Origin of the sequence: Mameliella sp. AT18, from assembly GCF_028807275.1 — a bacterium.
GTDB lineage: Bacteria > Pseudomonadota > Alphaproteobacteria > Rhodobacterales > Rhodobacteraceae > Antarctobacter > Antarctobacter albus.
Genome location: NZ_JARAMO010000291.1, coordinates 1 through 25,921 on the forward strand (window position 1 = coordinate 1; position 25,921 = coordinate 25,921).

Below are 25,921 nucleotides of genomic sequence, written 5' to 3' on the forward strand. Positions count from 1 at the left end.
TCGGTAGAGGACCAAACCCTGAACAGAGCTAACTTATAAACGCGGATTCAATGGGGACCAGGTCACATCTGGCGTAAGGGGATCGGGCGTTGCTCCTCGATGGCTTCCATGGCGAAAAAGGAGGTGACGGTTTCCAGCTCGATATTCTCGATCAGGCGTTTGTAGACGTCATCGTAGCCGGCCATGTCGCGGGCAACGATCTTCAGCAGGTAGTCATACTCGCCGCCGATACGGAAGAAGTCGATGACCTCCGGGATGGCCGAGACATGGTTGCGGAACTGGCGCAGCCAATCCGCTGAATGATGTCGTGTCTTGACGAGGGAAAAGACCACGAACCCGGCGCCGAGCCTTTCGCGGTCTATGACCACAGTCCGGCCGCGAATGGCGCCGGAGGCCTCCAACGTCTTCAGGCGCCGCCAGCACGCGTTCTGTGACAGGCCGACCTTTTCCGCCAGGGCCCGTTGTGACTGAGCCGCGTCGCGCTGGAGTTCTTCAAGGATGAGGTGGTCAAAATGATCTGGTTTCTGGGCCATGTGTCAATCATATGACACAAAAAATCGAAATCAACGATGAATTTATGGGAAGATTTTTGCGGATCATGCGTCACAATCTGCCCTCAACAGCTGAGGAAGATATGACACCGCTCGATGACTTCAAAACCGCATTGAAAGGCGCCGACATTCGAGACCGGATCCGCGCCGGGCTGATCGGCGAGGACGTACAGATCGAAGGACCGTTCGGCGTGCACCCGCTGATCTACGCGGACTATGTCGCCTCCGGGCGGGCGCTGACACAGGTTGAAGACTTCGTCCGCGACCGGGTGCTGCCGTATTATGCGAACACGCACACACAGGCGTCGTTCTGTGGCGAATACATGACCCGTTTGAGAGAAGCCGCGCGGGGTGAAATCGCACGGCTGACCGGCGCCGGTGACGGGATGAGCGTGATCTTTACCGGGTCGGGGTCCACTGCCGGGATCAACAGGATCGTCGGTCTGCTGGATCTGCCTTCGCTTGTGTCCGCAGGTCAGCGTGTCGTCGTACTGACCGGGCCGTACGAACATCACTCCAACATCTTGCCCTGGCGCGAGACAGGGGCCGAGGTGATCGAGATCGCTGAGGCCGCAAATGGCGGGGTCGATATGGAAGACCTCTCTCATGCGCTGAAGGCGTCGGAAGATGCGGCGCTGATCGTCGGAACCTTTTCCGCAGCGTCGAATGTGACGGGGATTCTCACTGACGTCGACGCGGTGACGCGGCTGTTGCGCGCCCACGGGGCGTTCGTGGTCTGGGACTACGGCTGTGCCGGACCGTATTGCGCGATGGACATGAAGGCGGGCACCGATGCGCAGAAGGATGCCATCGTGTTTTCGCCCCACAAGTTTCCCGGCGGTCCCGGGTCCAGTGGTGTCGCGGTAATTCGCGACGGGATCGCCCGCCGTGCAACGCCGACTCTTCCAGGCGGCGGCACGGTCAGTTTCGTATCGCCTTGGGGGCACGTCTATTCGAACACGTTGTCAGCGCGAGAAGAGGGCGGCACCCCCAATGTCACCGGCGATATCCGCGCGGCGCTTGCCCTGCTGGTAAAAGAGGCGCTGGGCCAGGAGTGGCTGGACAAGCGGCAGGCGGAGCTTCGGGAAAAGGCGCTGAATATCTGGTCGCAGAATGATCGGATCGAATTGCTTGGACAGCCTGACGCTCAGGCCTTGCCGATCTTTTCCTTTCGTGTGCGCGACGGGCAGGGGGGATTGGTGCATCACCAGTTCTTTACCCGGTTGCTCAGCGACAGGTATGGCGTCCAGGCCCGCGGCGGTTGTGCCTGTGCCGGCCCCTATGGTCACAGGTTGCTGGGGTTGGGCCGAAGTGAGTCGGACGCAACCATCGAAGCGCTGGAACGTGGCGAAGAAACAGCGAAACCGGGCTGGGTACGTCTTAACCTTTCGGCACTTATGTCCGATACCAAGGTGAATTCGATTATCGAGGCGGTGGACAATCTGGCGCGTACCGCCCCAGACTATGTAAAGGACTATCGCGTCGACACCGGCACAGCCCGGTTCAATGCCGTGACCGCCTCGAAGGATCCCCTTGCCTCATGACACAACCTCGGATCAGCCCAATCGCCAATCCGTCCTTTCGGACCCTTTTTGCCGCGCAGGTCTTCTCTCTGCTTGCCATCGGGCTGATGACCGTGGCCATGTCGCTGGCGGCCTATCGGATCGGCGGGGTTGCGGCGGCGGGGCAGATCGTCGGGTTTTTGTTGGCGGTCAAGATGGTGGCCTATGTGGGCATCGCCCCACTGGCAGAGGCGCTCTTTGCCGGACGCCGTCGCAAACGCGTGATGATCGGCCTGGACCTCGGGCGGATGCTTTTGCTTCTGCCGATGGCCTTTGCAACGCAGACCTGGCAAATTGCGCTGCTCGCGCTGGTCTTCTTTGCCGTGTCCTCGGGGTTCACGCCGCTTTTTCAATCGGTGATCCCTGACGTCCTGCCCGACGAAAAGCTTTATAGCCGGGCGCTCGTCTGGTCTCGTATCGCATACACACTGGAGTCGGTGCTCAGCCCGATCATTGCGGCCATGGTGCTGCAACTGATAGAGGCAGAGTTCCTGTTCTGGGTGGCGGCGCTGGCCTTTACGGGGTCCGTGGCAGCGCTTTTCGCCACGCGCTTTCCGGCCGACAGGACAGGGCAGGGCAAGGGGCCTTTCCTGCGCCGCGCCATGAAGGGGCTGAGCATCTATCGCAAGACGCCGCGCCTGCGTGGACTGTTCCTGCTGAACTTCGCCCTTTCCTTGAGCATGGCCTGGGTGCTGGTGAACTCTGTTGTACTTGCGGGTGTCCGGCTTGGGGATGCAGAAGGGCAATACCCGATCCTGATGGCCTTCTACGGGCTGGGCGCTGCCATTGGGGCCGTTGTCGTTCCCCGTCTTGTCGAGAGCACGGACGAGCGGCGTGTCATGCTGGGGGGCGCCATGATGCACGCGGTTGCAGGGCTGGGTATTGCCCTGCCGTTGGGCTATGCGGGCTACATGGCGCTATGGATGATCTTTGGACTGGCTGCCTCACTGGTGCTGACCCCGGGCGGGTTGGTTATTGCGCGCTCGGCAGGTGCGGCGGATCGACCTGCAGTATTCGCCGCGCAGTTCTCGCTCTCGCATGCGGGATGGTTGCTGGCCTATCCGCTGGCCGGACAGTTGGCTGCGTTGGCCGGACTCGAACCGGCCCTGCTGATCCTGTCCGGGCTGACCGTCGGTACCGCGGTTCTTGGCGTCCGGGTCTGGCCGGCGACAGATCCGATCGAACGCCTGCATGAGCATCCGGAACTGCCCGAGGGTCACCCGCATTTCCGCGAGGCGCCGAGCCAGGGCCCCCGGCATCGTCACGCCCACGCCTATCACATAGACGATCTGCATCCGAATTGGTCCGGCTCCACGCCGGCCTGACCCGGACGAGCGGACTAGAGCTACAGGAAAAAAACGTAATGACACATGACACCTCTTCCCCGATTGATGGCCAAGGCCTGGAGGCTCTTGAGGCGCGCTTGCACGAGGATCTGAAATTCCTCTGCTGGCCTGGCAAGGACTGGGTGCCGGCACGCGAAGGTGTGACTGATGTCGTCATCATCGGCGGTGGTATGTGCGGCATGGTGGCCTGGACAGCGCTGAAGACCGGCGGCATCCACAACATGCGGGTGCTGGATCGTTCGCCCGAAGGGCTGGAAGGTCCGTGGCTCACCTATGCGCGGATGGAAACCTTGCGGTCGCCGAAAGAGCTGACCGGCCCGGCCTATGGGCACGGCGCACTGACCTTTCAGGCATGGTATCGTGCGCAGTTCGGGACCGAGGATTGGGAGGCGCTGGACAAGATCCCCCGCCCGATGTGGATGGACTATCTCAAGTGGTATCGGAAAGTCCTGGACATCCCGACGGAAAACGGTGTGTCGGTCGACCTCGTCGAACCCGAGGGGGATCTTCTGCGGCTGCATTTGTCCGGTGCGTCGGAAGGCTCGATCCTTTGCCGTAAATTGATTTTTGCAACTGGGCGCGACGGGACCGGACAGCCGAACATTCCCGGTTTCGTAAAGAACCTGGAGTCCAAGTACTGGGCGCATAGCGCGGATGAAATCGACTTTGACGCGCTCAAGGGCAAACGTGTGGCCGTGGTCGGTGTCGGGGCCTCGGCGGTGGACAATGCCGCCGAGGCGCTGGAACATGGGGCCGCCGAGGTTCGCCACCTGATCCGCCGCAAGGAAATGCCGACCATCAACAAGATGATGGGCATCGGGAGTTTCGGCTTTACCGCCGGATACGCCAGCCTGCCGGACGAGTGGCGCTGGCGCTTCATGCAGTATTCCTTTGCCACCCAGACGCCGCCCCCGCATGGATCGACAAACCGGGTCAGCCGCCATCCCAACGCCTTTTTCCATTTCGGAAAGGCGGTTCAGTCGACCGTGGAAAAGAACGGTGCGGTGCAGGTCGGCTTTGCCGACGGCTCCTCCTACGAGGCGGATTTCGTGATCCTTGGCACCGGCTTTACCATCGACCCGCTGTCGCGGACCGAATTTGGCGACGCGGCAGGGAACATCCTCCTGTGGCAGGATGTCTATACCCCACCCGAGGACGAACAATCGCGTGACCTGGGGCGCTTTCCCTACTTGAACGAGGATTTCACCTTTCGCGAGAAAGTGCCGGGTACGGCACCTTGGCTGTCGAACGTCTACTGCTTCAACTACGGGGCATCTGCCAGCCTCGGGAAAGTGAGTGGTGACATTCCGGGCATTTCGGAAGGGGCAGGGTGGCTGACGCGGGCAGTGGCCGGGCAGCTATACTCCGAGGACGTGGCGGAACACTGGCAGGCAATGCTGGACTACGACAAGCCGGAACTGGATGGCAGCGAATGGACGCCGACCGAACTGGCCTGTGACGAAAAGAAAGGGAAAGTGGCCTGATGGCATTGGATACGACCGCATTGAACAGCGCAGATATCGGGGTGGGCACGGCTGTACAGGCCGCCGTCGAGGGGCGCGCCAACATCTTCGAGATGACACAGGCCGCAGAAGAGGCCGTGCTGCGTCCGAAGGATGCCGGACCGTGGAGCCATAGCTTGCGTGCTGCGCTGGCCGCGAGGATCGCCAATCTCAACGATGAAGCCGAGCTTGCGGCGCGCTACGCCGCCGACGCCGGTGATTTCGCCGCCCTGGTCCAGCCCACCGAAGACGGGGCCGCGCAGGGCCTGGCCGAGGTTGTCGGGTTCATGGACAAGGTGGCCGCCGACACCCGCCGGGTCGCGGGCAACGATATCCTGGCGTTGCAATCTGCGGGCGTGGCGGATGCCGATATCGTCCGTCTTGCCGAGCTGAATGCCTTTCTCGCCTACCAGATCCGGGTCATCGCCGGGCTGCGCCTGATGAAAGGGATGTCGGCATGACCAAGGTAATCACGAAATTCACCCGCAACGTGCCCCATTGGCAGCCGCGCGTTAAGCCCGTTGACCTTCAGGAAGCCTCCGCCGAACAACTGGATGCGCTCAAGGTGACACCTTCGAACACCAAGGTGTCGGAGTACGTTCTGACTTTGGCGCATGATGTCGAAAGCCTGAAGGTGCGTTCGCCCCTTTTCAACGCGATCATGTACGACAAGGGCGGTATGAGCCGATCCGAGCGGGAACTGGGTGCGCTTGGGGCCTCGATGGTCAACCACTGTATCTATTGTGCCGCCGTCCACGCCATGCGCCACGCCCAGATCGAGAAATCGACCGAAGTGACGGACAAGCTGTTCCGCGATGGCGCGAATGCGGAACTGGATACGCGCGACCGGGCCATTTTCGACTTTGCCGTGGCGCTGTCGGAATGCCCGTCTCAGGCCGGGCCGGAACACATGCAGGCGCTGAAGGAGGCCGGGCTGGACGAGGCGGAGGTGCTGGATCTGATCCTTTCGGCCTCTTTGTTCGGCTGGGCAAACAGGCTGATGCATGTGCTTGGTGACCCTGTGCGGCTCGAAGATTCCGGAAAATAATCCATGAATTCCCAGATAGCGGATGACATTCCGTTAAGTAGGTGTAATGTGGGGGCGAAAGACCGCAAGCGATGAAGGTGTGGATGTGAGCAAGAAAGTAGGTTTGGCAGGCGCGGGGGCGATCGCCTTCGGAACGGCAGCGGTGCTGCACGAGGCGGGACATGACCCGATGCTGTGGTCCCCTTCGGGGGCTGGTACGGCCGATCTGGCCAAGGGTGCTCCGCTGACGGCGACCGGCGCGGTCGAGACCTCGCTGACCCCGCGGATCGCCGACACTGCGGCGACGCTGGCGCGCGAGAACGACGTGCTGATCATTGCCCTGCCGGGCTACGGCCACAAAACCGTGCTGGACGCTTTGGCCCCGCATATCGAGCCGCACCACCAGGTCATCATCTCCTCCCATGCCTCGCTTGGGGCTGTCTACCTGATGCAGTTGCTTGCGGATCGCGGAATTTCCGTACCGATCACCGCCTGGGGCACCACGATCTGCACCGGGCGGCGCCAGTCGGGGGCCGAGGTCAAGGTCAACACCGTGCGCAGCAAGGTGGACCTCTGCACCGTGCCCGGGGACCGCTCGGACGAGGCCCTGGCACTTTGCAAGGAGCTGTTCGGTGACCGGTTCCAACCGCGCGACGGGTTGCTGGCGATCTCGCTGTCGAACCTGAACCCTCAGAACCATATGGGCATCGCGCTGGGCAACATCACCCGGATGGAGCGCGGCGAGAACTGGTCGCAGGGCCAAAACGTCACGCCGACCGTGGGCCGCCTGCTGGAGGACCTCGATCTCGAACGGCTTGAGATCGCCAAGGCACTGGGGCTGGAGGTCAAGACGATCTTCGAGCATTTCCACCTGTCGTTCCATGTCCCCGTCGCCTCGATTTCCGAGATGAACCAGCAGATGCATGCGCAGGGCAATGGCGGAACCGGGCCGGCGACAGCCGACAGCCGCTATGTCACCGAAGACGTGCCCTACGGGCTGGTGCTGACCGCCGCGCTCGGTCGGCTGACCGGGCACCCTGCGCCGCTGCACGAGGCGGGCATCCGCATCTTCTCGGCCATGTACGGGCGGGATTTCGAGGCGGAAAACGAGATCCTCAAGGCGCTTGATCTGGACAGCTACAGCCTTGACGATCTGAAACGTGCAGCGAAAACCGGACTGCTGCGGCAGCCCGAAAACGCCGCCTGAGACCTGTAACGAGTAACCAAAAAACCACTGGACCAACAAGGAGACCAATAATGACCAAGCTGATCCTCAACCGTCGCCGCTTTCTGGGCACGGCTGCCGCCACCGGCGCGGCCTTGGCTTCGCCCGCCTACCTGCGCCGCGCCTCCGCTCAATCGGGCGGCGAGGTGAACATCTGGACCTACAACAACTTCGTGCCCGAGGCCTTCAAGGAACAGTTCGAGGCCGAGACCGGGATCAAGGTCAACGTCCGTCTCGTGGACGACCAGGGCAAACAGTTCAACCTGCTGGCCGCGGAACAACCGAACCCGACTGTCGACATCATGACCGTCGCCGGCCACCGCTTCCTGCAGTTCATCGACAGCGAACTTCTGGCGCCGCTGGACACCGACCGTCTGACCAACTGGAACAAGATCAACCCGACCTTCTCGGAATCCGACTGGTCCACGATCAACGGCAACAAATGGGGGGCGCCGATCCTCTCGGGGATGGAGGTCCTGTCCTACAACTCGGAGATCGTCAGCGAGGAAGAGGCCCTGACCTGGGACACGCTGTTCAGCGAGAAATACAAGGGCCAGACCGCCTATATCATCCAGGACATGATGTCGATCGTCATGCTGATGAAAGGCTATGACGGCAACATGGTCGCCTATCTCGACGACCCGGACAAGGCCGCCGAGATCGTCGAGGAGGCCAAGCAGTTCCTGATCGAGAAGAAGCCGCTGGTGCGCAAGTACTACGACGGCGGCGCCGAGTTCCAGCAGATGATGGTCAACCAGGACATCGTGCTGGGCCATTCCTGGAACGGTCCTGCCGCGGCGCTGATCAATGACGGCTTCCCGCTGGGCATGGCGATCCCGCGCGAAGGGTCCTACGGCTTTGTCTATACCTACAACATCGCCAACAACGCGCCCAACGCGGACAATGCCTATACCTTCCTCGATGCCATCCTGTCGTCGCCCGAAATCGGCGCGGCGATGACCAAGGCCTCGGGCTTCATCTCGACCTACAAGGACGCGTCGAACTACCTGACCGACCTCGAGAAGAAGTCGACTTCCTTCCCGGACGAGCAGCTGGCCAACCTGCAGTTCTTCCGCGCCGAGGCGAACGAGATGAAATACGGGCTGGTCGACCCGGCCGTCGAGGCCATCAAGGCGGCCTGATCGGCCAAACCGAAACCTGTTCCTGCCCTGCGATGATCGCGGGGCAGGGGCCCTGACCTTCCGAAAGACGACCTCATGACGTATGACGCATCCGCGCAACAGGACGGGCGAGCCATGGCAGAAGAGACCTCGGACCGGACATTCTGGGGCCGTTTGGCCTCTTGGGGGCCGTACCACGCGATGATGCGTCTGGCGACGGCCTCGCCCCGCCGGCAGTTTGTTGTCCTCGCCGCCTTTCCGATCCTATGGATCCTGACCCAGCACCTCGGCCCGATGCTGCAGATGTTGCGCGTGTCGCTGACCGATGCCTACCCGGTTGCGCCCGGAGTGGAACAGCATTTCACGCTGGAAAACTATGCCCGCTTCTTCGGTGACAGCATCTTTTGGATGCCGTTTTTCCGGACACTGATCTTTGCCGGGGTCTTTACCTTCTGTACGCTGATCATCACCTACCCGGTGGCCTACTTTCTGGCCCGGCACGTCAGCCGCAAGAACCAGATGCTGTTCCTGTTGCTCCTGCTGATCCCGTTCTGGGTGGGCGAGATCGTGCGCACTTACGCGATTATGATCCTGCTGGGCAACACCGGCGCCGTGAACCTGGCGCTGAAGACACTGGGGCTGATCGACCGGCCGATCCCTTTCATGTACACCAGCTTTTCAATGGGTGTCGGCATCGTCTACCTGACCGCGCTCTACATGCTGCTGCCGCTCTATTCGGCGCTGGAGAAACTGCCGAAAAGCATGAACGAGGCAGCCGCCGATCTTGGCGCCGGCGCCTGGACCAGGTTCCGCCGCGTGTCGCTGCCGTTGACGATCGAGGGGATCTCCTCGGGCTGTACACTGGTCTTCCTGATATCGACCGGGTTCTACGCCACGCCTGTTCTTCTGGGCGGGCCGTCGACCACGGTTTTTGCGGAAACCATCGCGGGCTTTTTCCATGTGGCAGGGGATGAGTGGCCCACTGGCGCGGCCTTTGCCACGATCATGTTCATGGCGGCGCTGATCATCACCACGGTGTTCCAGAAACTGATGAATGCCCTTCGCAAGGGAGAGAAGAAATGAACGACCGTGTCGAACTGTTCCGCGGCAACCGCATCTTCCTGAGCTGCGTCTACTGGGCCTTTGTGCTCTATGTCTTCGTGCCGCTTATCCTGATGGTGCTGATGGGTTTCAAGGACTCCAAGTTCATCGGCTTCCCGATCCGGTCATGGACACTCGAATGGTACACCGGTGTCTTTGCCGATGCCGAGGTGCTATCGACCTTCGGTTACTCGGTGGCCATTGCGGTGTTGTCGACGCTGATCTCCGTCATCGTGGGCACCTGGATCGCGGTGCTGCTCGAAGGGCGCAAATTCACCGGGCGCGGTGTGACTTTTGGCCTGACCGTGCTGCCGGCGCTGGTGCCGGGCATCATCTCGGCCATCGCCTTTCGGATATATGCCCGCTACCTGGGAATTGAACCCGGCATGGGCGCCATCGTCTGGGCGCACGCGGTCCACAACGTGCCATTCGTGGTTCTGGTGGTCATGGCGCGCCTGTCGACCCTGCCCAAGAGCCAGATCGAAGCCGCCCGCGACCTTGGCGCCGATCCGCTTATCGCCTTTGCGCGTATCACGCTGCCCTACCTGGTGCCTGCCATCCTCGGCGCATCAATCTTCTGCCTGTTGCTGTCGTTTGATGATTTCGTCCGCTCCTTCTTCCTGGGCGGGTACGAGCCGACATTGCCGGTGCTGATCTTTGCCAAGCTGCGTTCGGGCATGAGCCCGGAAATCAATGCCATTGCGACCGTCGCGCTGATCCTGACCGCCGTGATCGGCGTCTGGGCCGAACGCTTCACCCGCCGTATGAACAAGGAATCCTGAGCCATGACCGACCAGAAACCTCTTGTCCGCATCGAGGGCCTGTCCAAGCATTTCGGCGAAACCGTCGCGCTGGACAACCTGACGCTGGATATCGCGCAGGGGGAGTTCGTCACCTTCCTCGGCCCGTCGGGCTGTGGCAAGTCAACGACGCTGCGCATCCTCGGTGGCTTCGAGCGCCCGACCCACGGCCGAGTGATCCTCGACGGTGAGGACGTCACCAACCAGCCACCGGAGAAACGTCACGTAAACATGGTGTTTCAGGACTATGCGTTGTTCCCGCACATGACGGTGGCACAGAACATTTCGTTTGGACTGGAGCTGAAGGGGATGGGCAAGGCGGACATCAAGCGCCGCCTGCAAGAGATCATGGCCTTCCTCGAACTGGACAGCTATGCTGGCCGCTACCCGGTGCAGTTGTCCGGCGGTCAACGACAGCGTGTGGCGCTGGCGCGGGCCTTGGCGCCCGATCCGGCACTCCTGTTGCTTGACGAACCGCTGGGCGCGCTTGACGCCAAGCTGCGCGGCCAGGTTCAGCAGGAACTGAAATCGATCCAGCGCCGCACCAACAAGACCTTCTTCTTCGTCACCCACGACCAGGAAGAGGCGTTGACCATGTCAGACCGGATCGTCGTCATGAACAAAGGCCGCGTAGAACAGGACGGAACACCGGAAGAGTTGTATTTCCGCCCCGCCAGCCGCTTCGTGGCTGAATTCATCGGAGAGACGAACCTTCTGTCGGGCTGGATGCGCGGCACGGAAGGCGACAAGGTTGTCATGGATTGGGAAGGAACGGCCCTCAAAGGCAAGGCGCCCGCCGGCATCCCCGCCGAGGGCAAACCGATTACCGCGTCGGTCCGGCTTGAGAAGCTCGGGTTTCATGCCGACCGCCCGCAAACCGCAAATGCGGTGCAAGGGCGTGTCGTTGGAAAAACCTTCCTTGGCTCGCGCATGGCGATGCAGATCGCCGTCGGGGACAAGGACGAACCTATCCTCAAGGCCTACGTGGATGCGGAAACCGGTCAATCGGTCGGCAGTGATCCCATCTGGATCGGCTGGGAGGCCGACCACATGGCGGTGTTGAACGACTAAGCGCGCGTTGCGTGGCAAACCGGCCCCGGGACACCGGGCCGGTCATCGCCCGCGCGGAGGCGGAGGCAGGAGCGCCCCGACGTCTGTCAACGTTCCGGGGAGGTTTCGCCGTTTCGCACCTGCAAGCAACAGGTCGCAATGCGGTCAGTGAGCCAGCGTGCCTGTTTGGCTGCAGCCTTCGATGCCGGGACTTTCGACCTCTCGGGTGCGGTCATGTTTCAAGTCCTTGTGGTGTGGCCGTGCCATACCGCGGGCCGGTCAGGTGAAGCGCGGACCGGCGCCAGATCAAGTTTGCGAGTCCGGGCTGGTTGGACGCCACCGGATTTCCCGGTCAGGGTCTTGCCGTTCATTTGCCCATGCTGGTCGCCGTCCTTCTCACATCGCCGGGGTGACATCAGGCGTCAGCAGGGGCGCAGGTCATTTGCGCGGGTCGGATTCCCCTGCGGCCTGCCACTTTCCCCGCATCAGCAAGACATTTCGCCGGATATTGGCGGGAATGAGCCTGTTCGCCCGCCGCTTTCCAGCAGCGTCTTCGCCGTTCCGTTTCAATCCTTCGCAGCCGTTGCATGACGCGGAAAAGTGCCCCTTTTCCGCGCCCTGTTTCCTTCAATCCGTGGCCTTTTCCGCCCGGACCAGGCGCAGGTCATGCAGGATGGCAAAGACCGCCGGGCTGACGAAGAGTGCAAGCAATGTCGCGCCGGTCAGGCCAAAGGCGAGGCTGGCCACGATGGGGCGCAGGAATTGCGCTTGCGTGCTTTGTTCGAACAGCAGCGGCCCCAGTCCCACCACCGTTGTCAGCGAGGTCAGGAAAATCGCGCGAAACCGGTCGCGCACGGCCGCCTGACCCGCGGCCAGCATGTCGGCGCCATCCGCGACGCGCTCTTTCATGAAGGTCACCAGAAGGATCGAGTCGTTGACCACCACCCCGGCCAGTGTCGCCAGCCCCACGAGGCTGGGCAGCGAAATCTGCAGCCCCAGGGCCATATGCCCCCACATCACCCCGATCAGGCTGAGCGGGATCGCCACCACGACGACGAGGGGCTGTACGAAACTGCGAAACTGGAAAGACAGGATCAGGTAGACCCCGATCAGCCCGATCACCATGTTCCGGGCCAGGGATGAGCCGGTGGTTGCCGTATCCTTTGCCTCGCCCAGGATCGTGACGGTGACGCCGGGCCGCTTGTCCGCCAGACCCGGAAGATAGTCGGCCCGCAGCGCGGCCATCAGTTCGCGCGCGTTGGCCACGGCGGGGTTGATGGCGCCTTGCACGGCCACGGTGCGCTGCCCGTCGACCCGGTTGATCGAGGCATAGCCCCGTCCCGTGCGCACGTCTGCGACAGCCGTCAGCGGCACCAGCGCGCCCTCGGCGCCCGGTACGCGCAGGTCCAGGATGTCCTGCAGGCTCATCCGGTTTTCGTCCGACAGCCGCGCCACGATGTCCAGCGTGCCCAGCCCGTCGCGGACCTCCAGCGGGGAATCGCCCCGGAACCCGGCGCGCAATTCTGTCGCGACAGCCTGCGCGCTGACGCCGAGGGCAGAGGCAGCGGCGGGGCGCAGGGTGACGATATACTCGGTCTTGCCCGGTTGCAGGTCATAGGTCACGTCGCGCACGCCCTCGAACTCGCGAAAGAACCTGCGCATCTCGCGGGCGGTGGCGCGCAGCGCCTCCAGGTCGTCGCCCTGCAGGCGGATGTCGATGGGCTTGCCGCCGGCGCCGCGCTCCTTGTCGGTGATGCGAAAGGCGGCCATGTCGGGCATCGGCCCCACCAGTTTCTTCCAGCTGTCGACGATCTGCGTGACTTCTGTGGTCCGGACCCCGGCGGGCAGCAGCTTGGCACTGACGGTGGCCATGTGGGCGCCGGTTTCCGGCGTGTCCGCATTGGCGCTGTAGGTGATCGTGTAACTTTGCACCAGCGGCTGGCCCCCAGGTTGTTCGGGCGACAGGTCCGCGTTCATCTTGTCCAGAGCCGCCACGACCCGTGCCACCCGCTGTTCGGTGCGCTCCAGCGGCGCACCCTGGACCAGCAGCAGACGGGCCTCGACCGTGTCGCTTTCCAACGCGGGAAAGCTCTGGAATTTGATGAAGCCACCGGTGTAGGGCGCGACGGAAATGAGCACCATGAAGGCGGCCAGACCCAACGTGAAATAGCGGTAGCGCAGGCTGAGGCCGGACAGGGGCACGACGAGACGATCACGCAGCCAGTCAAAGGCGCCATTGACCGCGCGGCTGATCCGGTTGGGCCGCAGCTCGCCCGACAGCGAATGGTGCATGTGGTTGGGCAGGATCAGGAAGGCCTCGACCAGGCTGACGATTAGAGTCATCACCAGCACGATGGGGATGTATTTAAGGACCGCCCCGATCTGACCCTGCATGAAGGCCAGCGGCCCGACGATCATCACCGTGGTCAGGAACGAGGCGACGACCCCAGGGGCCACCTGCACGGCGCCGTTCACCGTCGCCTGCATCGCGGTTTCGCCCGCCTGGCGCCGCCGCACGATATTTTCCGAGATCACGATGGCATCGTCCATCAGCAGGCCGATGGCCACAAGCAGCGCCACCATCGTCATCATGTTGATGGTAAGCCCGAAAAGCTGCATCGCAAAGATCGTGCCCAGGAAGGACACCGGCAGGCCCATCGCCACCCAGAACGAGAACCGGAAGCCAAAGAACAGCCACATCACCACCAGCACAAGCAGCAGCCCTTGGATGCCGTTTTCGGCGATGATGCGCAGCCGGTCGCGGATGTTCATCGTGCTGTCCTGCGAAATCGCCAGCGCGATGTTGCCCGGCGCCTCGGCCTGGGCCTCTGCCATGATCCGGTCCAGTGCCGCCTTGACCCGCAGCGCATCCTGCGAGGCGCTCTTGTTCACCTGCACGATGGCGGCGCGCTCGCCGTTGTAATAGGCGGCCTGCGCCGGGTCGCTGAACACCAGCGAGATTTCGGCCACTTCGCCCAGCGTGATCTCGGCACCGTTGGCCGAACTGGTGAGCGGCAGCCGGGCAAATTCGCCGATGCTGCGCCTTTCGCCCAGGAACCGGATCACCGCATCGCCCTGGCGACCCTCCAGCGTGCCTGCTGGCATGTCCAGGCTGTTGCGGGTCAGGAGGGGGCTCAGGTCGGAGATGCGCAACCCGTGGCGCTGCAGGGCTGCCGCATCCAGTTCGATGACGATCTCGCGGTCGGAAAACCCGGCGATCTCGACCTGGGAAATGGCAGGATCGGCGCGCAGCCGTTCGGCCAGCATGTCGGCATAGGCCAGCAGGACGTGCGGGTCCTCGGGGCCTGTCACGGCGATCGAGGCGACAGAGGCCACCCGTTCGACCACCCGCGTCACCGGATCCTCTGCCCGGTCGGGAAAGGTGCCGATCCCGTCGACCGCCGCCTTGAGGTCATTGTGAAAGCGGGTCATGTCCGCGCCTTCGACCATCTCGGCGGTGATGATTGCCATGTTGTCCCGCGACAGGCAGGACAGTTCCACCAGGTTGTCCACCACGCGCAGCGGGTCCTCGGCCACCTGGCAGATGCCGGTTTCCACCTCGGCGGGCGAGGCGCCGGGATAGGCGATGCGGATTTCGACCTGGCTGGGCGGGGTCAGCGGAAAGGTGTCGCGTTGCAGCGTCGGCAGGGCGGCAAGTCCAAGGACCGCCAGCGCCAGCATCAGGATGTTGGCGGCGGTCGGATGCAGGGCAAAGAGGCGGATCATCACTTGTTGCCCTTCGGCTTGCCCTGGCCGCCTGCGGCGGCGGTGATCTGCGCCAAGAGCTGCTTGTCTTCCACCGCTTTGACGGCCATGCCCGGAACCGCGATGCTGGGGTCCGTCACCACCAGCTTGTCGCCCTCGGCCAGGCCATCGCTGACCACGGCGATGTCACCGATGGCGAAGCCAACCGTCACCGCGCGTTTCTCCAGCGTGCCTTCGGCGCTGACCACCAGCGCCTGTCCGCCGCGCACCGCGTCCAGCGGCGCCACCAGCGCCTGGCGTTTCGGCGCCATCAGGATCACCTCGACAAATGTGTTGCGGCGCAGGGGCGGGCGTTTGCCTGCCTCGGCCTGGCCGTAGGGGTCTTCGATCCGGACGACGATGGCCGTACTCTGGGTGCGCGGGTCCAATGCCTCTCCGACGCGGTCGACCTTTGCATCCCATGTCACCAGGTGACCCGGGGCGGGCAGGCGCACGCGGGCTTTGAGGTCATGAACCGTGGCGCCGTCCCCCATCATCCGCAGGATCGGCCCGATCCGCCCGATCGAGAATTGGGCGGCAACCTCTGCCGCCTCGATCCCTTCGGCAGTGACAAGCGTTTGGTTGCGCGTCACCACCTGTCCCAGTTCCGCTGCAACCTCGGCGATGCGGATGTCGTAAGGGGCTGCGATCTTGGTGAAATCCAGCGACCGGGCCACCGTGGCGCGCTGTGCCTTCAGAACCTCTCGCTCCGCCGCGTTCAGCGCCAGCTGGTTCTCGACCTCCACCACCTTGGCCCGCGCGCCCAGTTCGGCGCGTCGGGCGCTGTCCAGCCGCACCTGTGTCGCCACGCCCTGATCCGCCAGCGTTTCCTGCCGGGCCAGTTCCGTCCGGCTGAGCTCAAGATCGGCGGTCGCGATCTCCAGGCTTGCAGTCAGGGTCTGGTCCTTGACGTCCAGCGCGGCCAGCTGTGTATCAATCTGGGCCAGGGACAGTTGCAGTTCGGCGTCGTCCAGACGCAGCAACACCGTGCCGCCTGCGATGACGCCGCCGTTTGCCAAACCTTCGGTCTTTTCGACCACCTCGCCCTCGACGCGTGCCACGGCGCGCCATTCCCGTGCCGGTGTGACGGTGCCGTAACCGCTGACCCTGGGTACGATCTCGACCGGGGCCATCGTCATCACGCGCACGGCTGTTGGCGGACGTTTCACCTCCTTGGCGGCGGGCGCCGTCTTGAGGTCTTCGGAATAGGCCACGGTCAACGCACCCAGCGCGACGGGAATGGCAACGGCAAGGCTGCGGGCGATGCCCTTGATCAAGGCTGACATGGCACAATCCTCATGAGCGGCACGGACGGCAATCGGTCCGGGCCTATCAGTCACGGATGCCTGCCGCTGGGAACAGCCGACAGGGTCACTGCGACAATAAACACATGCCCAAGTTTGAATGCCTCTGGCGAAGGGAGTCAATGCCGGCCACGAGGTCTGCGACCGGCATCGTGGAAATCCCTCAGGCGGACTGTGTCAGTGCCCAGTCGACACCCGATTCCGCCATCGCCATGCGGGCCGATCCCTGTGCCAGCCAAAGATCCAGGGCGCGGTCGCTTTCTGTGCTGATGCCCTTCAGGCGTTCGGCAAGCACCGCGCTTTGCGCAACCCAGGTGGCGCGCAGAACCGCGTCGGCGGCATAAAGCCGGGCCTCGGGCGCGGCCTCGCGCAGGCGGGTGACCAGCGCCGCAAAGCGCCCGGTCAGATCCGCGCTGCCCGGCGTGGTCTTGGCGCGGTCGAGGAAGGCCATGAGCGCCGCGTCGTCCTTGAGCAGACGCCGCAGGACCAGGTCCTGCGCCTGCATGCCCGTGGTGCCCTCGTAGATCGTGGTGATCCGGACATCCCGGAAATAGCGCTCGGCGGGCCATTCGCGGGTATAACCGGCGCCGCCCAGCACCTGGATCGTGTCGCTGGCGCTTTCCTGTCCCATCTCGCCGCCAAAGGTCTTGGCCAAGGGCAGCAGGAAAGGCGCCAGCGCGGCGGCACTTTCGTCGCCCTCCTTTGCCATGTCCAGCACCGTTGCCGTTTCCAGCACCAGCGCCGCAAGCAGCATCGCGCGGGCGTCCAGCGTCAGCAGCATGCGCTGGATGTCGGCGTGCGCGGTCAGCGCGACGGGTGGGGCAGAGGGGGCGCCGCCCTGGCGACGGTCCTCGGCATAGCTGCGGGCAAGGCGCGCGCAGGTGGCGGCGACGCCGGCCCCCTGGGTGCCGACCTGCAGGCGCATCCGCTCGATCATGTGAAACAGCGCCGGCAGCCCGCGCCCCGGCGCGCCGATCATCACGCCCTCGGCCCCGTCAAAACGCAGCACGCAGGTTGGCGAGCCGTGCAGGCCCAGCTTTTCCTCGATGCGTTCGACGTGGATGCCGTTCGCGGCCCCCGCGTCGGTCACATTGGGCACAAGGAAAAGAGACAGCCCGCGGGTGCCGTCCTCTGGCGCGCCGGTGCGGGCCAGAAGCAGGTGGCCGATACGGTCGGTCATGTCCTGATCGCCGAAGCTGATCCAGCACTTGGTGCCAGAGATGCGCCAGCCATCGCCATCCGTCTCGGCCCGCGTGCGGATACGGCCCACGTCCGACCCGGCATCCGGTTCGGAAATACAGATGGTCGCGGCCCATGTGCCCTCGGCCAGTTTCGGGCACCATTCCGCGGCCAGGTCGGGCGCGTTGGCCGCAAGACAGAAAGCCGCCGCCCGGCTGGAGCCGGGCAGCATCATGAAGGGCAGGGCGGCGCCTTCCATCGGCAGGGCGGCGGCAACATGCAGCGCCAGCGGCAGGCCCATGCCGCCCAGGTCCTCGGGCAGGTCGGCGGCCAGCCAGCCACCTTCGCCAAGGGCGCGGTAGGCGGCGCCATACCCCTCGGGCGTGCGCACGCGCCCGCCCTCGACCCGGCAGCCTGCCTCGTCCGCCGTGGAGGCCAGCGGAGCCAGGGTTTCCTCGGCCAGCTTGAAGGTCTCGCCCAGGATCTGGGCCACGGCGGTATCGTCCAGCCCGGCAGGCGCGGCCTGCTCTGCCCAACCTGGGGTGCGGGCAAGGATCTGTGCTAGCAATTCTGGGGTCATCGGGTCACCTTCTCGACGGGAGGAGCGTCGGCGCGGCGCGTGAACGCGCCCTGGATGGCACTGTCTGCGCCGCTGCATCGGCGCGCATGCCTCGGGAAATGGGCCATGTCTCCTCCTGCACGGCCGGGGGAACCCCCCTGTCTGACGGGCGCGATGTTGACTCGAATCGAAAAAATTGTCTACTGGGAAACAATAACGATATCGCAAACAGCGAAACATGGGGGGATCTGCATGGCCATTGGTGCTGAGAGGACAAGAGTCCGTTCCGGGCAGGACACCGGAGGCCATTGCCGTGGATGATCCCCGCAAGGACCGTTCCGAAGGCAAGGTACAGTATGGCCCGCTGTCCGAGGCGCTGGGCTTTCTGCTGCGCCTGGGCCAGTTGAAGAGTTTTGCCGGCTTCTTTCGTTCTTTCGAGGCGGAGGACATCCGCCCCGGCGAGTTGACGGTCCTGATGGTCCTGCACGAGAACCCGGGCATCCGCCAGGGAATGCTGGCCAAGGCGCTCAGCATCAAGCGGGCGCACATGACCAAGATGGTGCGCCAGATGGAGGACGAGGGCCTGATCCTGCGCCGCGTTCCCGAGGACGACAAGCGCGCGATGGAACTGTGGCTGACAGAGGCCGGCGAGGCGCGGGTCGCGGTGCTGGCGCCGATTCTGGCCGAGCACGAGGCCGGTGGCGCCGCCGGACTGTCCCTGACCGAAACCGCCGAGCTGAAGCGCCTGCTGCGCAAGATGCTGAACATCCGCAACGGCGCCAGCGGCTGACCCGCGGCGCCGTGCAATGGCCGCTCAGGTCTCCTTGCGGTCGTGTACGATGTTCATTTGCGCTTGGCCGCTCTGTCCAAGGTCGACCGCCGCGAATGGCCCGCCGTGGCACATCTGCGCAGGATCGCGCGGATCACCCGGCCCTTCGGCGGCCAGGATCTGCGCGGCAAACTGTTCAGCATTGTCCTTTGGCGCATATCCAAGGTAGCGCGCCGCCGAATTGTCCACCGGGCAGCGGTCGTTGTCCGACACGCCATAGACTACCGTGAACCCCGTCGTCGGCGTGTCGATCGCCCGAGCCACCAGCTGGATCAGGTCGCCGTAGCTGAGCCAGGTCCCCAGCGCCCGGGCCCCTGTCACCTGCGCGCAGGAAAGGATGCGCAGGCAAACCGCCTCGACCCCGCGTTTTTCCCAGTACATGCGTGCCAGGTCCTCGGCGAAACATTTGGCGAGGCCGTAAAAGGTGTCGGGACGGTGCGGCACATCGGTGCCGATGCGCTCTTGCCGGGGGTACATGCCGACCGCGTGGATCGAGCTGGCGTAGACCACGCGCCGCACGCCGTGCCGGTGCGCTGCCTCCCAGACGTTGTAGGCGCCGACGATGTTGGGGCCAAGGATCTCTTCGAACGGCGCCTCATCCCCGATGGCGCCGAAATGCACTACCATGTCCGCCCCTTCGATCACCTCCGACATGGCGTTCAGGTCGGCAAGGTCGGCCTGAACATAGCGTTCCCCAGGATAGAGCGTGCCGATACCCTCGGCGATGTCCGTCGATACCAGTTCGTCGGCCATCATCGACAGCGGCTCGCGCAGGTAAGACCCCAGCCGCCCCGCGGCGCCGGTCAAAACGAGTTTCTTCATGGCGTGTCCTTTCCTTCTGCCGTGCGTCAGATCACGGCGCGTTCGATCATCGGGTGGCCTTTGGTGATGCGGTCAAAGCTGAAGGGCGTCAGGTCGAGGCTGCGGTACTCGCCATAGGTCAGCCACTCCGCGAGACCTCGCCCCATCGCCGGGCTCTGCTGGAGCCCGTGGCCCGAAAACCCGTTCTGGAACAGGAAGTTCCCGATCTCCGGGTGCGGTCCCAGGATGGCGTTCTGATCCAGCGTGTTATAGGCGTAGTGGCCCGCCCATTCGGTCACGACACGGATCGCCTCGAAGGCGGGGATGCGCGTGGCCAGGATCGGCCAGACGTGATCCTGCCAGCGGGCATGATCCATCACGAAATCACCCGGTTCGACGGCCAGATCCTCCTCGGGCGCGGCCCCGGCCAGGTAGGTCGTCGGACCATCCTGCCGGACGTGTACACCCGAAGGGTCGATGGTCAGGGGCAACTCGCGGTCCAGCGGCGTTTCGGCGGAAAAGACCCAGGTAAAGCGTTTGCGTGGTTCCACCGGCAGCTTGATCCCTGCCATTGCCGCGGTGCGCGCCGCACGGGGGCCGGAGGCGTTCACCACATGGCCACAGGCGATATGCTCGCCGCTGGCCAGGGTCATATGGGTAATGCGCCCGCCCTCGCGGGTCAGGGACGTGACCTCGTTCGCGACATATTCAACGCCCCGGTCCCGGGCCGAGCGCCTGAACCAGTCGAAGAGAGTGCCGCCGTCCCAATAGCCCTCGTCGCGGGTGTTGATCGACCCGGCGATGATATCATCGAGCTGGTAGAAGGGGTAGCGCGCGGCGATCTCGTCCCGGTTCAGGATCTCGGTGCCCGCCCCCTCGGCCCGCTGCACCTCGGCGTTGCGGCGCAGGACCTCGGCAAAGCCCGGGGTGTCGGCGAGGTAGAGATAGCCATAATTCTGCACGTCCAGCCGGGGCACGCGGCTGTCGTTCATCCGCTCCGGCAGCTCCTTGATGAAGCGGGCCGTGAACTGCGAAATGCGGATGTTCAGGGGGTCGGAAAACTGCTGCCGGATGCTAGAGTTGGTATGCGCGGTCGAGCATTGCGCATAGCTGGGGTCACGTTCCACCACCAGCACCGACCCGTTGAAATCGGGGTTGTCCGACAGGAACCATGCAGTGGCCGATCCCATGATCGCACCACCGATGATGACCACGTCATAGGTGGTTTTCGTGGGCGTGGGAGAGAAACCGGGGGCTGCCATCAAAAGACCTCTCCGTCTTGGGCGCGTTTCAGGATCTGCGCGGCCTCTTCGGCTGTCATGCCGTAATGCGTGGCCGCGTGGTCGGACGTGATGTAGCCCAGCGCAAGGTCACGGCGGACCTGCGCCGGATCGCGCATCGACGGTGTGCCATAGCCGCCCCCGCCGGGGAATTCCATCTCCACGCGCTGCCCTTCGGGCACACTTTGCCGCCCCTTGCCGCGCATCGCGGTCCCGTCCGACCGGGCAATCACCGTCGCGCCGCCGCTCTCGCCGCCACGACGCCCGCGCGCCGGGTGATCGACCCGGTCCAGCATGGCGGAAAAGTCAAAGACATGGCCCTCGCGCGCACCGACCACCATGAACTGGCCCAGCCCGCCGCGATACCGACCCGCGCCGCCGCTGTCCGGCCGCAGCTCCTTGCGCCAGACGATCACCGGCCCGGCCTGTTCGGTGGCCTCGACCGGCATGGTCATCACGCCCGAGGGGAAGGCCGTTGCGCTCATCCCGTCCAGCCCGGGCCGCGCGCCCGACCCGCCGGAGTTGAAGGTCAGCACTTCGGCCCGCCGGGCATTCGTGGCCCCGGGCGCGGGCCGCAGCGACAGCATGAAGTTGCACAGGCATCCCGCGCCCTCGGCGGGCACGGTGTCGGGCAAGAGCTTGTCCAATGCGTCATAGACCGTGTCGGGCACCATGTGGCCGATGACATGGCGCAGGGCGACGGGCGCGGGGAAGGGGGCGTTGACGATGCTCCCCTCCGGTGCCGTCACCTCGAAGGGCGCCAGAGAGGCGGCATTGTTCGGGATTTCCGGCGCGATGGCGCATTTCAGCGCGTAGCAGGCATAGGCCTTGGTATAGACCATCGGTACGTTGATGCCCTTGGGATCGACACCGCTGGTCCCGGTCCAGTCACACAGGATGCGGTCGGCTTCGATGCTCAGGCGCACATGCAGGTCGATCGGCGTGGCATAGCCGTCGATCCTCATGTGCCCCTCGGCGGTGCCGGGTGTCAGCGCATTGATCCGCTCCAGCGTGGCCTTGCGCGAGTTGGTGAGGATGAACCCGGAAACGCCTGCAAGGTCCGTAAGCGCGAATTCCTCCATCATCTCCAGCAGGCGCCGCTGCCCGATCTCGTTGCAGGTGGCCAGCGCGTGAATGTCGCCAACCAGCTGGTCGGGTTCGCGCACGTTGCCCCGGATGATCTGCAACAGCGTGCGGTCGACCTTGCCCCGTTCGGCGAATTTCATGATCGGCAGGTACAGCCCTTCCTCGTGCACGTCATTGGCATCTGCGCCAAAGCCGCGCCCGCCGATGTCGGTCACATGCGCGGTGCAGGCGAAAAACCCGATCAGCACCTCGTCGCGAAAGACCGGCGTGACCACGGTGATGTCATGCTTGTGGCCGGTGCCTTCCCAAGGGTCGTTGGTCAGGTAGACGTCGCCGGGAAACATCGCCTGTCGCCCGATGCGGCGGATGAAATGGCCCACCGCATCGGCCATCGCGTTGACATGGCCCGGCGTGCCGGTGACCGCCTGCGCCAGCATCTGACCTTCGGCATCGTAGACCCCTGCCGACAGGTCCCCCGCCTCGCGCACGGAGGGGGAAAAGGCGGTGCGCACCAGCGCCTGCGCCTGTTCCTCGACGACAGAGATCAGGCGGGTCCACATCACCTGGTAGGCGACTTTCGACGGTTCAGACATGGGCGGCGTCCTTCTGGTCTGCGGGCTGCGGCAGGTACACGTCCAATGTGCCATCTGGCAGTGCGATGACCTCGCGGCTGGCGGGGACGACGACGGTGGTCTCGTCCTCTGTGATCAACGCGGGTCCGGTGACAAGCGCCCCTGCGGGCAGATCGGCGCGCGGCAGCACCTGCGCCGTCAGGCGCTCGCCCCGCGCCGGATCAAAGAGCGGGCGGCTGGCCTCGCCCGTCACCCGCGCGCCGCGCGTGGGCGCCGGGACGCGCCGGGCGGCGGGCCGGGTGGTGAAGGCATTGACCGACCAGACCGTGATTTCCGCCTCCAGCCCCTCGACCGTGCGGCCGAACAGGGCGGTGTATTCGGCCTCGAACCGGCTCAGCAGGCGGTCGGCATCCGGTGCGGCCATGTCCTTGGGTGGAACAGGCACCGGGATTTCCCAACCCTGACCGGCATAGCGCATGAAGACCTTGGCCTCGGCCTCGATGGGCGCCGTGGCATCGCAGGTGCGCACGAAGCTTTCCGCCTCCTCGCGCAGTTCCGCGAACAGCGCCTTGACCGTCTCGGAATCGAAGTCGCGCATCCGGGTAAAGACCGAGCGGTTGGCCTCGAAACTGAACGGCGCCCGCAGGAACCCGATGGCAGAACCGACGCCCGCGCCTTGCGGCACAAGGCAACGCGAAACCCCCAGTTTCTCACACAGCCGCGCAGCATGCAGTGGGGCCGCGCCGCCAAAGGCGATCATCGTGTAGCGGCTCAGGTCCTCGCCGTTTTCCACCGCGTGCACGCGGGCGGCATTGGCCATGTTCTCGTCCACCACCTCAGCCAGCCCATAGGCGGCCTCCAGCGCGTCCATCTCCAGCGTTTCGCCGATCTCTGTCTGTAGCGCCGCCTCTGCGCGGTCCGGGTGCAGCGCGATGGCCCCCCCGGCGAAATTCGCAGGGTCCAGCTTGCCCAGGACAAGGTCCGCATCGGTCACGGCGGGCCGCGTCCCGTCGCGCCCGTAACAGGCCGGGCCGGGTTCGGACCCGGCGCTTTCCGGGCCGACGCGGATCTGGTTCATCGCATCCACCGAGGCCAGCGACCCGCCGCCGGCGCCGATTTCGACCATGTCGATCACCGGGATCGAGATTGGCATCCCGGACCCCTTCTTGAACCGGTAACTGCGCGCCACCTCGAAAACCCGCGCCGTCTTGGGTGCCATGTCGCGGATTAGGCAGATCTTGGCCGTCGTCCCGCCCATGTCGAAACTCAACACCTTGTCCAGCCCGTGCCGTGCCGCGATCTCGGCGGCAAAGATCGCGCCGCCGGCGGGGCCGCTTTCCACCAGCCGCACCGGGAATCTCGCCGCCATCTCCAGCGAGAGGATGCCGCCCCCCGAATGCATCAGGAATACCGGGCAATCGGCGCCCTCATGCGCCAGCCGGTCCTTCAGGCGGCCAAGGTAGGACGCCATCAGCGGGCGGATATAGGCATTGGCGATGGTGGTGTTGAAACGCTCATACTCGCGCATCTGCGGCGAGACCTCGGAGGAGAGCGAGACATCCACGCCGGGCAGCTTTTCGGCCAGTATCTCCGCCGCCATGCGTTCATGCGCGTCGTTGGCGTAGGCGTGCAAAAGGCCCACGGCGACACCGTCATAGCCCCCCGCGCGCAGCCTGCCGGCCAACGCCTCGACCTCGGCCCGGTCCAGCGGGATCAGCACGCCGCCATCCGCGTCCATGCGTTCGCGCAGCGTGTATCGCCGGTTGCGGGGCAGGAGAGGCTCGGGCAGCACGAGGTTCAGGTCGTATTGCTCGAACCGGCTTTCGGTGCGCATTTCGATCACGTCGCGAAAGCCCTCGGTCGTGACCAACGCGGTTTTCGCGCCCCGCCGTTCGATCAGGGCATTTGTGGCCAGCGTCGTGCCGTGGATCACCTGTGAAATCCGCCCGGGCTCCACGCCCGCCAGGTCACAGACCCGGTGCAGCCCCTCGACAATGGCCTCTTCCGGAGCGGCGTAGGTGGTCAGCACCTTGGTTGAGGTCAGTCCCTCCGGTCCTTCCAGCACCACGTCGGTAAAGGTGCCGCCGATGTCGACGCCAAGGCGGTAAAGCGGTTCGGGCATGAAAGGCTCCTGTCAGCGATACCGGGAAGCCTAGCGAGCCACCGCAATGCAATCCAATTATTTGATCGGATCAAGAGGATCGCTTTTCCTGATCCTCGGCCGCCGCCAGATGCGCCCGGGCCACCTCTTGCACCAGTTCCGCCGCCCGGACGACATAGGACGGCGCCAGCCCCGCGTCGTAGCGTGCGCGAAATCGCAGTGGGTCCGGCACCCAGAGGTAACGCAGCGGCACCAGCCGCCCGGTCGCGATCTAGTCGCGCAACTGCTCGATGGGCAGGGTGCCGTGCGCATGGGTCAGCACCGGGTGCCGCGCGATGTCGCGCAGGCTCAACGCGTGGCCCTGCAAGCCCAGCCCCGGCGCCGCGACCCAGACCTGCGGGAACTCGCCAAGGTCCACGCCGCCCGAGATCTGCCGCCCGAACGGCCCGCTTTGCGGCGTCAGGTCCAGCCCCGGCTAAAAAGCGACGGCGAAAGGTTGGCCGAGAGGTCCACGGTCAGTTCCACGTCGATGGCCGGAAACCGGTCCTTGAGGGCGCGCAGGAACGGACCCAGCCAGCTGTGCACGATCATCTCTGGCACGCCGAGGCGCAGCGCGCCCTCGAACAGATGATCCTCTCCGGCGGCGGCCACGAAGCCGTCCATCGCGGTCAGCACGGCCCGCGCACAGGGCAGCATCGTGCGGCCCGTCGGCGTCAGCCGGAGTGACCCGGCATCGCGGTTGAAAAGGCGCAGCCCCAGCAGCGATTCAAGCGCCGAAATCCGGGTCGAGATATTGGGCTGCGTGGTGTTCAGCCGTTCCGCCGCGCGGTGGAAACTGGCCAGATGGGCCACCTGCACGAAGGCTTCGAGCTGTTTGACGGTGATCTGGCCCACGCCCGCAGTCTGTCGCCTGCGACGCTCTGGCACAAGCGATGGTCCGGGGCGCGAACCGCTTGACCGCGGCAAGATGCTGCGCCACTTTGGCCGGTGATGGTGACCGCGTCCGCGCGGTCTGAAAAGGGAACGCGGTGCGGGGCCATGCCCCAAATCCGCGACTGCCCCCGCAACTGTAAGCGGCGAGCCATCCCGAAGTGACCACTGGGCCGCACGGCCCGGGAAGGTTCGGGACTGCGCCTTGACCCGCAAGTCAGGAGACCTGCCATCGCCGGGCGCCCTGCGCC

At 64.6% G+C, this 25,921-nt stretch carries 22 protein-coding genes and 1 riboswitch; of the genes, 11 read left to right on the top strand and 11 right to left on the bottom strand.

The features are described from left to right. Positions 1-62: 62 nt before the first annotated feature. Complete coding sequence (locus PVW46_RS23635; protein WP_069210082.1) at positions 63-533, bottom strand: Lrp/AsnC family transcriptional regulator; 471 nt, start codon at positions 531-533, stop codon at positions 63-65. 101 nt (positions 534-634) lie between these two features. Between PVW46_RS23635 and PVW46_RS23640 the strand changes: the two genes are divergently transcribed. From PVW46_RS23640 to PVW46_RS23685, 10 genes are all read left to right on the top strand, one after another. Then, on the top strand, positions 635-2,095 hold the full coding sequence (locus tag PVW46_RS23640) for an aminotransferase class V-fold PLP-dependent enzyme (RefSeq protein ID WP_069210110.1): 1,461 nt from the start codon (positions 635-637) through the stop codon (positions 2,093-2,095). Continuing rightward, positions 2,092-3,438, top strand: a complete 1,347-nt coding sequence (locus PVW46_RS23645) for an MFS transporter (RefSeq protein ID WP_069210081.1) — start codon at positions 2,092-2,094, stop codon at positions 3,436-3,438. The genes PVW46_RS23640 and PVW46_RS23645 overlap by 4 nt, the downstream gene beginning before the upstream one ends. A gap of 38 nt (positions 3,439-3,476) precedes the next feature. After that, positions 3,477-4,943, top strand: coding sequence for an NAD(P)-binding domain-containing protein (locus tag PVW46_RS23650; protein ID WP_069210080.1), 1,467 nt, complete (start codon positions 3,477-3,479; stop codon positions 4,941-4,943). Continuing rightward, a complete protein-coding gene (locus PVW46_RS23655; RefSeq protein WP_043145708.1) occupies positions 4,943-5,422 on the top strand; it encodes a hypothetical protein in 480 nt (159 codons plus the stop codon). The genes PVW46_RS23650 and PVW46_RS23655 overlap by 1 nt, the downstream gene beginning before the upstream one ends. Further along, on the top strand, positions 5,419-6,009 hold the full coding sequence (locus PVW46_RS23660) for a peroxidase-related enzyme (RefSeq protein WP_069210079.1): 591 nt from the start codon (positions 5,419-5,421) through the stop codon (positions 6,007-6,009). The genes PVW46_RS23655 and PVW46_RS23660 overlap by 4 nt, the downstream gene beginning before the upstream one ends. A gap of 85 nt (positions 6,010-6,094) precedes the next feature. Further along, positions 6,095-7,195 (top strand): NAD/NADP octopine/nopaline dehydrogenase family protein, encoded by a 1,101-nt coding sequence (locus PVW46_RS23665; RefSeq protein WP_043145777.1) that lies wholly within the window; start codon positions 6,095-6,097, stop codon positions 7,193-7,195. 50 nt (positions 7,196-7,245) lie between these two features. Continuing rightward, the gene (locus PVW46_RS23670) at positions 7,246-8,355 is read left to right on the top strand and encodes an ABC transporter substrate-binding protein (protein WP_043145712.1); all 1,110 of its coding nucleotides are present in this window, start codon (positions 7,246-7,248) and stop codon (positions 8,353-8,355) included. A 75-nt stretch (positions 8,356-8,430) separates the two neighbouring features. Then, positions 8,431-9,417 carry an ABC transporter permease gene (locus tag PVW46_RS23675; RefSeq protein WP_043145713.1) on the top strand — a complete coding sequence of 329 codons (987 nt, stop codon included), beginning with the start codon at positions 8,431-8,433 and terminating at the stop codon, positions 9,415-9,417. Between the two features lie 14 nt (positions 9,418-9,431). Further along, complete coding sequence (locus PVW46_RS23680) at positions 9,432-10,217, top strand: ABC transporter permease (protein ID WP_043145780.1); 786 nt, start codon at positions 9,432-9,434, stop codon at positions 10,215-10,217. Positions 10,218-10,220: 3 nt separating this feature from the next. Next, positions 10,221-11,306 carry an ABC transporter ATP-binding protein gene (locus PVW46_RS23685; protein ID WP_043145714.1) on the top strand — a complete coding sequence of 362 codons (1,086 nt, stop codon included), beginning with the start codon at positions 10,221-10,223 and terminating at the stop codon, positions 11,304-11,306. 606 nt (positions 11,307-11,912) lie between these two features. On the opposite strand, the gene PVW46_RS23690 is transcribed toward PVW46_RS23685, so the two are convergent. The 3 genes from PVW46_RS23690 to PVW46_RS23700 form a co-directional block, all read right to left on the bottom strand. After that, complete coding sequence (locus PVW46_RS23690; protein WP_069210077.1) at positions 11,913-15,011, bottom strand: efflux RND transporter permease subunit; 3,099 nt, start codon at positions 15,009-15,011, stop codon at positions 11,913-11,915. Continuing rightward, a complete protein-coding gene (locus PVW46_RS23695; RefSeq protein ID WP_069210076.1) occupies positions 15,011-16,315 on the bottom strand; it encodes an efflux RND transporter periplasmic adaptor subunit in 1,305 nt (434 codons plus the stop codon). Before PVW46_RS23695 ends, PVW46_RS23690 begins: the two co-directional genes overlap by 1 nt. A gap of 181 nt (positions 16,316-16,496) precedes the next feature. After that, the gene (locus tag PVW46_RS23700; RefSeq protein ID WP_069210075.1) at positions 16,497-18,092 is read right to left on the bottom strand and encodes an acyl-CoA dehydrogenase family protein; all 1,596 of its coding nucleotides are present in this window, start codon (positions 18,090-18,092) and stop codon (positions 16,497-16,499) included. A gap of 292 nt (positions 18,093-18,384) precedes the next feature. Here PVW46_RS23700 and PVW46_RS23705 point away from each other — a divergent pair, with 292 nt between their 5' ends. Then, complete coding sequence (locus PVW46_RS23705; RefSeq protein ID WP_069210074.1) at positions 18,385-18,861, top strand: MarR family winged helix-turn-helix transcriptional regulator; 477 nt, start codon at positions 18,385-18,387, stop codon at positions 18,859-18,861. Positions 18,862-18,885: 24 nt separating this feature from the next. Here PVW46_RS23705 and PVW46_RS23710 read toward each other — a convergent pair whose 3' ends face one another. The 7 genes from PVW46_RS23710 to PVW46_RS23740 all read right to left on the bottom strand — a co-directional run bounded on the left by PVW46_RS23710 (position 18,886) and on the right by PVW46_RS23740 (position 25,634). After that, positions 18,886-19,722 carry an NAD-dependent epimerase/dehydratase family protein gene (locus PVW46_RS23710; RefSeq protein ID WP_069210073.1) on the bottom strand — a complete coding sequence of 279 codons (837 nt, stop codon included), beginning with the start codon at positions 19,720-19,722 and terminating at the stop codon, positions 18,886-18,888. A gap of 26 nt (positions 19,723-19,748) precedes the next feature. Further along, complete coding sequence (locus tag PVW46_RS23715; RefSeq protein WP_069210072.1) at positions 19,749-20,963, bottom strand: NAD(P)/FAD-dependent oxidoreductase; 1,215 nt, start codon at positions 20,961-20,963, stop codon at positions 19,749-19,751. Then, entirely contained in the window at positions 20,963-22,660 is a 1,698-nt protein-coding gene (locus PVW46_RS23720; protein WP_069210071.1) for a hydantoinase B/oxoprolinase family protein, read from the bottom strand. The genes PVW46_RS23715 and PVW46_RS23720 overlap by 1 nt, the downstream gene beginning before the upstream one ends. Next, positions 22,653-24,761: a hydantoinase/oxoprolinase family protein gene (locus PVW46_RS23725; protein ID WP_274577994.1), complete on the bottom strand. Its 2,109-nt coding sequence runs from the start codon at positions 24,759-24,761 to the stop codon at positions 22,653-22,655. Before PVW46_RS23725 ends, PVW46_RS23720 begins: the two co-directional genes overlap by 8 nt. Positions 24,762-24,831: 70 nt before the next feature. Next, on the bottom strand, positions 24,832-24,993 hold the full coding sequence (locus tag PVW46_RS23730; protein ID WP_274577996.1) for a hypothetical protein: 162 nt from the start codon (positions 24,991-24,993) through the stop codon (positions 24,832-24,834). A gap of 18 nt (positions 24,994-25,011) precedes the next feature. Further along, positions 25,012-25,158, bottom strand: a complete 147-nt coding sequence (locus PVW46_RS23735; RefSeq protein ID WP_274577997.1) for a hypothetical protein — start codon at positions 25,156-25,158, stop codon at positions 25,012-25,014. Between the two features lie 41 nt (positions 25,159-25,199). After that, positions 25,200-25,634, bottom strand: a complete 435-nt coding sequence (locus PVW46_RS23740; RefSeq protein ID WP_069210069.1) for a LysR family transcriptional regulator — start codon at positions 25,632-25,634, stop codon at positions 25,200-25,202. An 80-nt stretch (positions 25,635-25,714) separates the two neighbouring features. Continuing rightward, positions 25,715-25,918: riboswitch (cobalamin riboswitch) on the top strand. Positions 25,919-25,921: the final 3 nt, after the last annotated feature.

Coding starts and splice junctions, on each gene's coding strand:
- PVW46_RS23645 (WP_069210081.1), top strand. CDS start 2,092: ATGACACAACCTCGGATCAGCCCAATCGCCAATCCGTCCTTTCGGACC.
- PVW46_RS23695 (WP_069210076.1), bottom strand. CDS start 16,315: ATGTCAGCCTTGATCAAGGGCATCGCCCGCAGCCTTGCCGTTGCCATT.
- PVW46_RS23690 (WP_069210077.1), bottom strand. CDS start 15,011: ATGATCCGCCTCTTTGCCCTGCATCCGACCGCCGCCAACATCCTGATG.
- PVW46_RS23710 (WP_069210073.1), bottom strand. CDS start 19,722: ATGAAGAAACTCGTTTTGACCGGCGCCGCGGGGCGGCTGGGGTCTTAC.
- PVW46_RS23655 (WP_043145708.1), top strand. CDS start 4,943: ATGGCATTGGATACGACCGCATTGAACAGCGCAGATATCGGGGTGGGC.
- PVW46_RS23715 (WP_069210072.1), bottom strand. CDS start 20,963: ATGGCAGCCCCCGGTTTCTCTCCCACGCCCACGAAAACCACCTATGAC.
- PVW46_RS23720 (WP_069210071.1), bottom strand. CDS start 22,660: ATGTCTGAACCGTCGAAAGTCGCCTACCAGGTGATGTGGACCCGCCTG.
- PVW46_RS23675 (WP_043145713.1), top strand. CDS start 8,431: ATGACGTATGACGCATCCGCGCAACAGGACGGGCGAGCCATGGCAGAA.
- PVW46_RS23700 (WP_069210075.1), bottom strand. CDS start 18,092: ATGACCCCAGAATTGCTAGCACAGATCCTTGCCCGCACCCCAGGTTGG.
- PVW46_RS23670 (WP_043145712.1), top strand. CDS start 7,246: ATGACCAAGCTGATCCTCAACCGTCGCCGCTTTCTGGGCACGGCTGCC.
- PVW46_RS23660 (WP_069210079.1), top strand. CDS start 5,419: ATGACCAAGGTAATCACGAAATTCACCCGCAACGTGCCCCATTGGCAG.
- PVW46_RS23685 (WP_043145714.1), top strand. CDS start 10,221: ATGACCGACCAGAAACCTCTTGTCCGCATCGAGGGCCTGTCCAAGCAT.
- PVW46_RS23650 (WP_069210080.1), top strand. CDS start 3,477: ATGACACATGACACCTCTTCCCCGATTGATGGCCAAGGCCTGGAGGCT.
- PVW46_RS23725 (WP_274577994.1), bottom strand. CDS start 24,761: ATGCCCGAACCGCTTTACCGCCTTGGCGTCGACATCGGCGGCACCTTT.
- PVW46_RS23640 (WP_069210110.1), top strand. CDS start 635: ATGACACCGCTCGATGACTTCAAAACCGCATTGAAAGGCGCCGACATT.
- PVW46_RS23635 (WP_069210082.1), bottom strand. CDS start 533: ATGGCCCAGAAACCAGATCATTTTGACCACCTCATCCTTGAAGAACTC.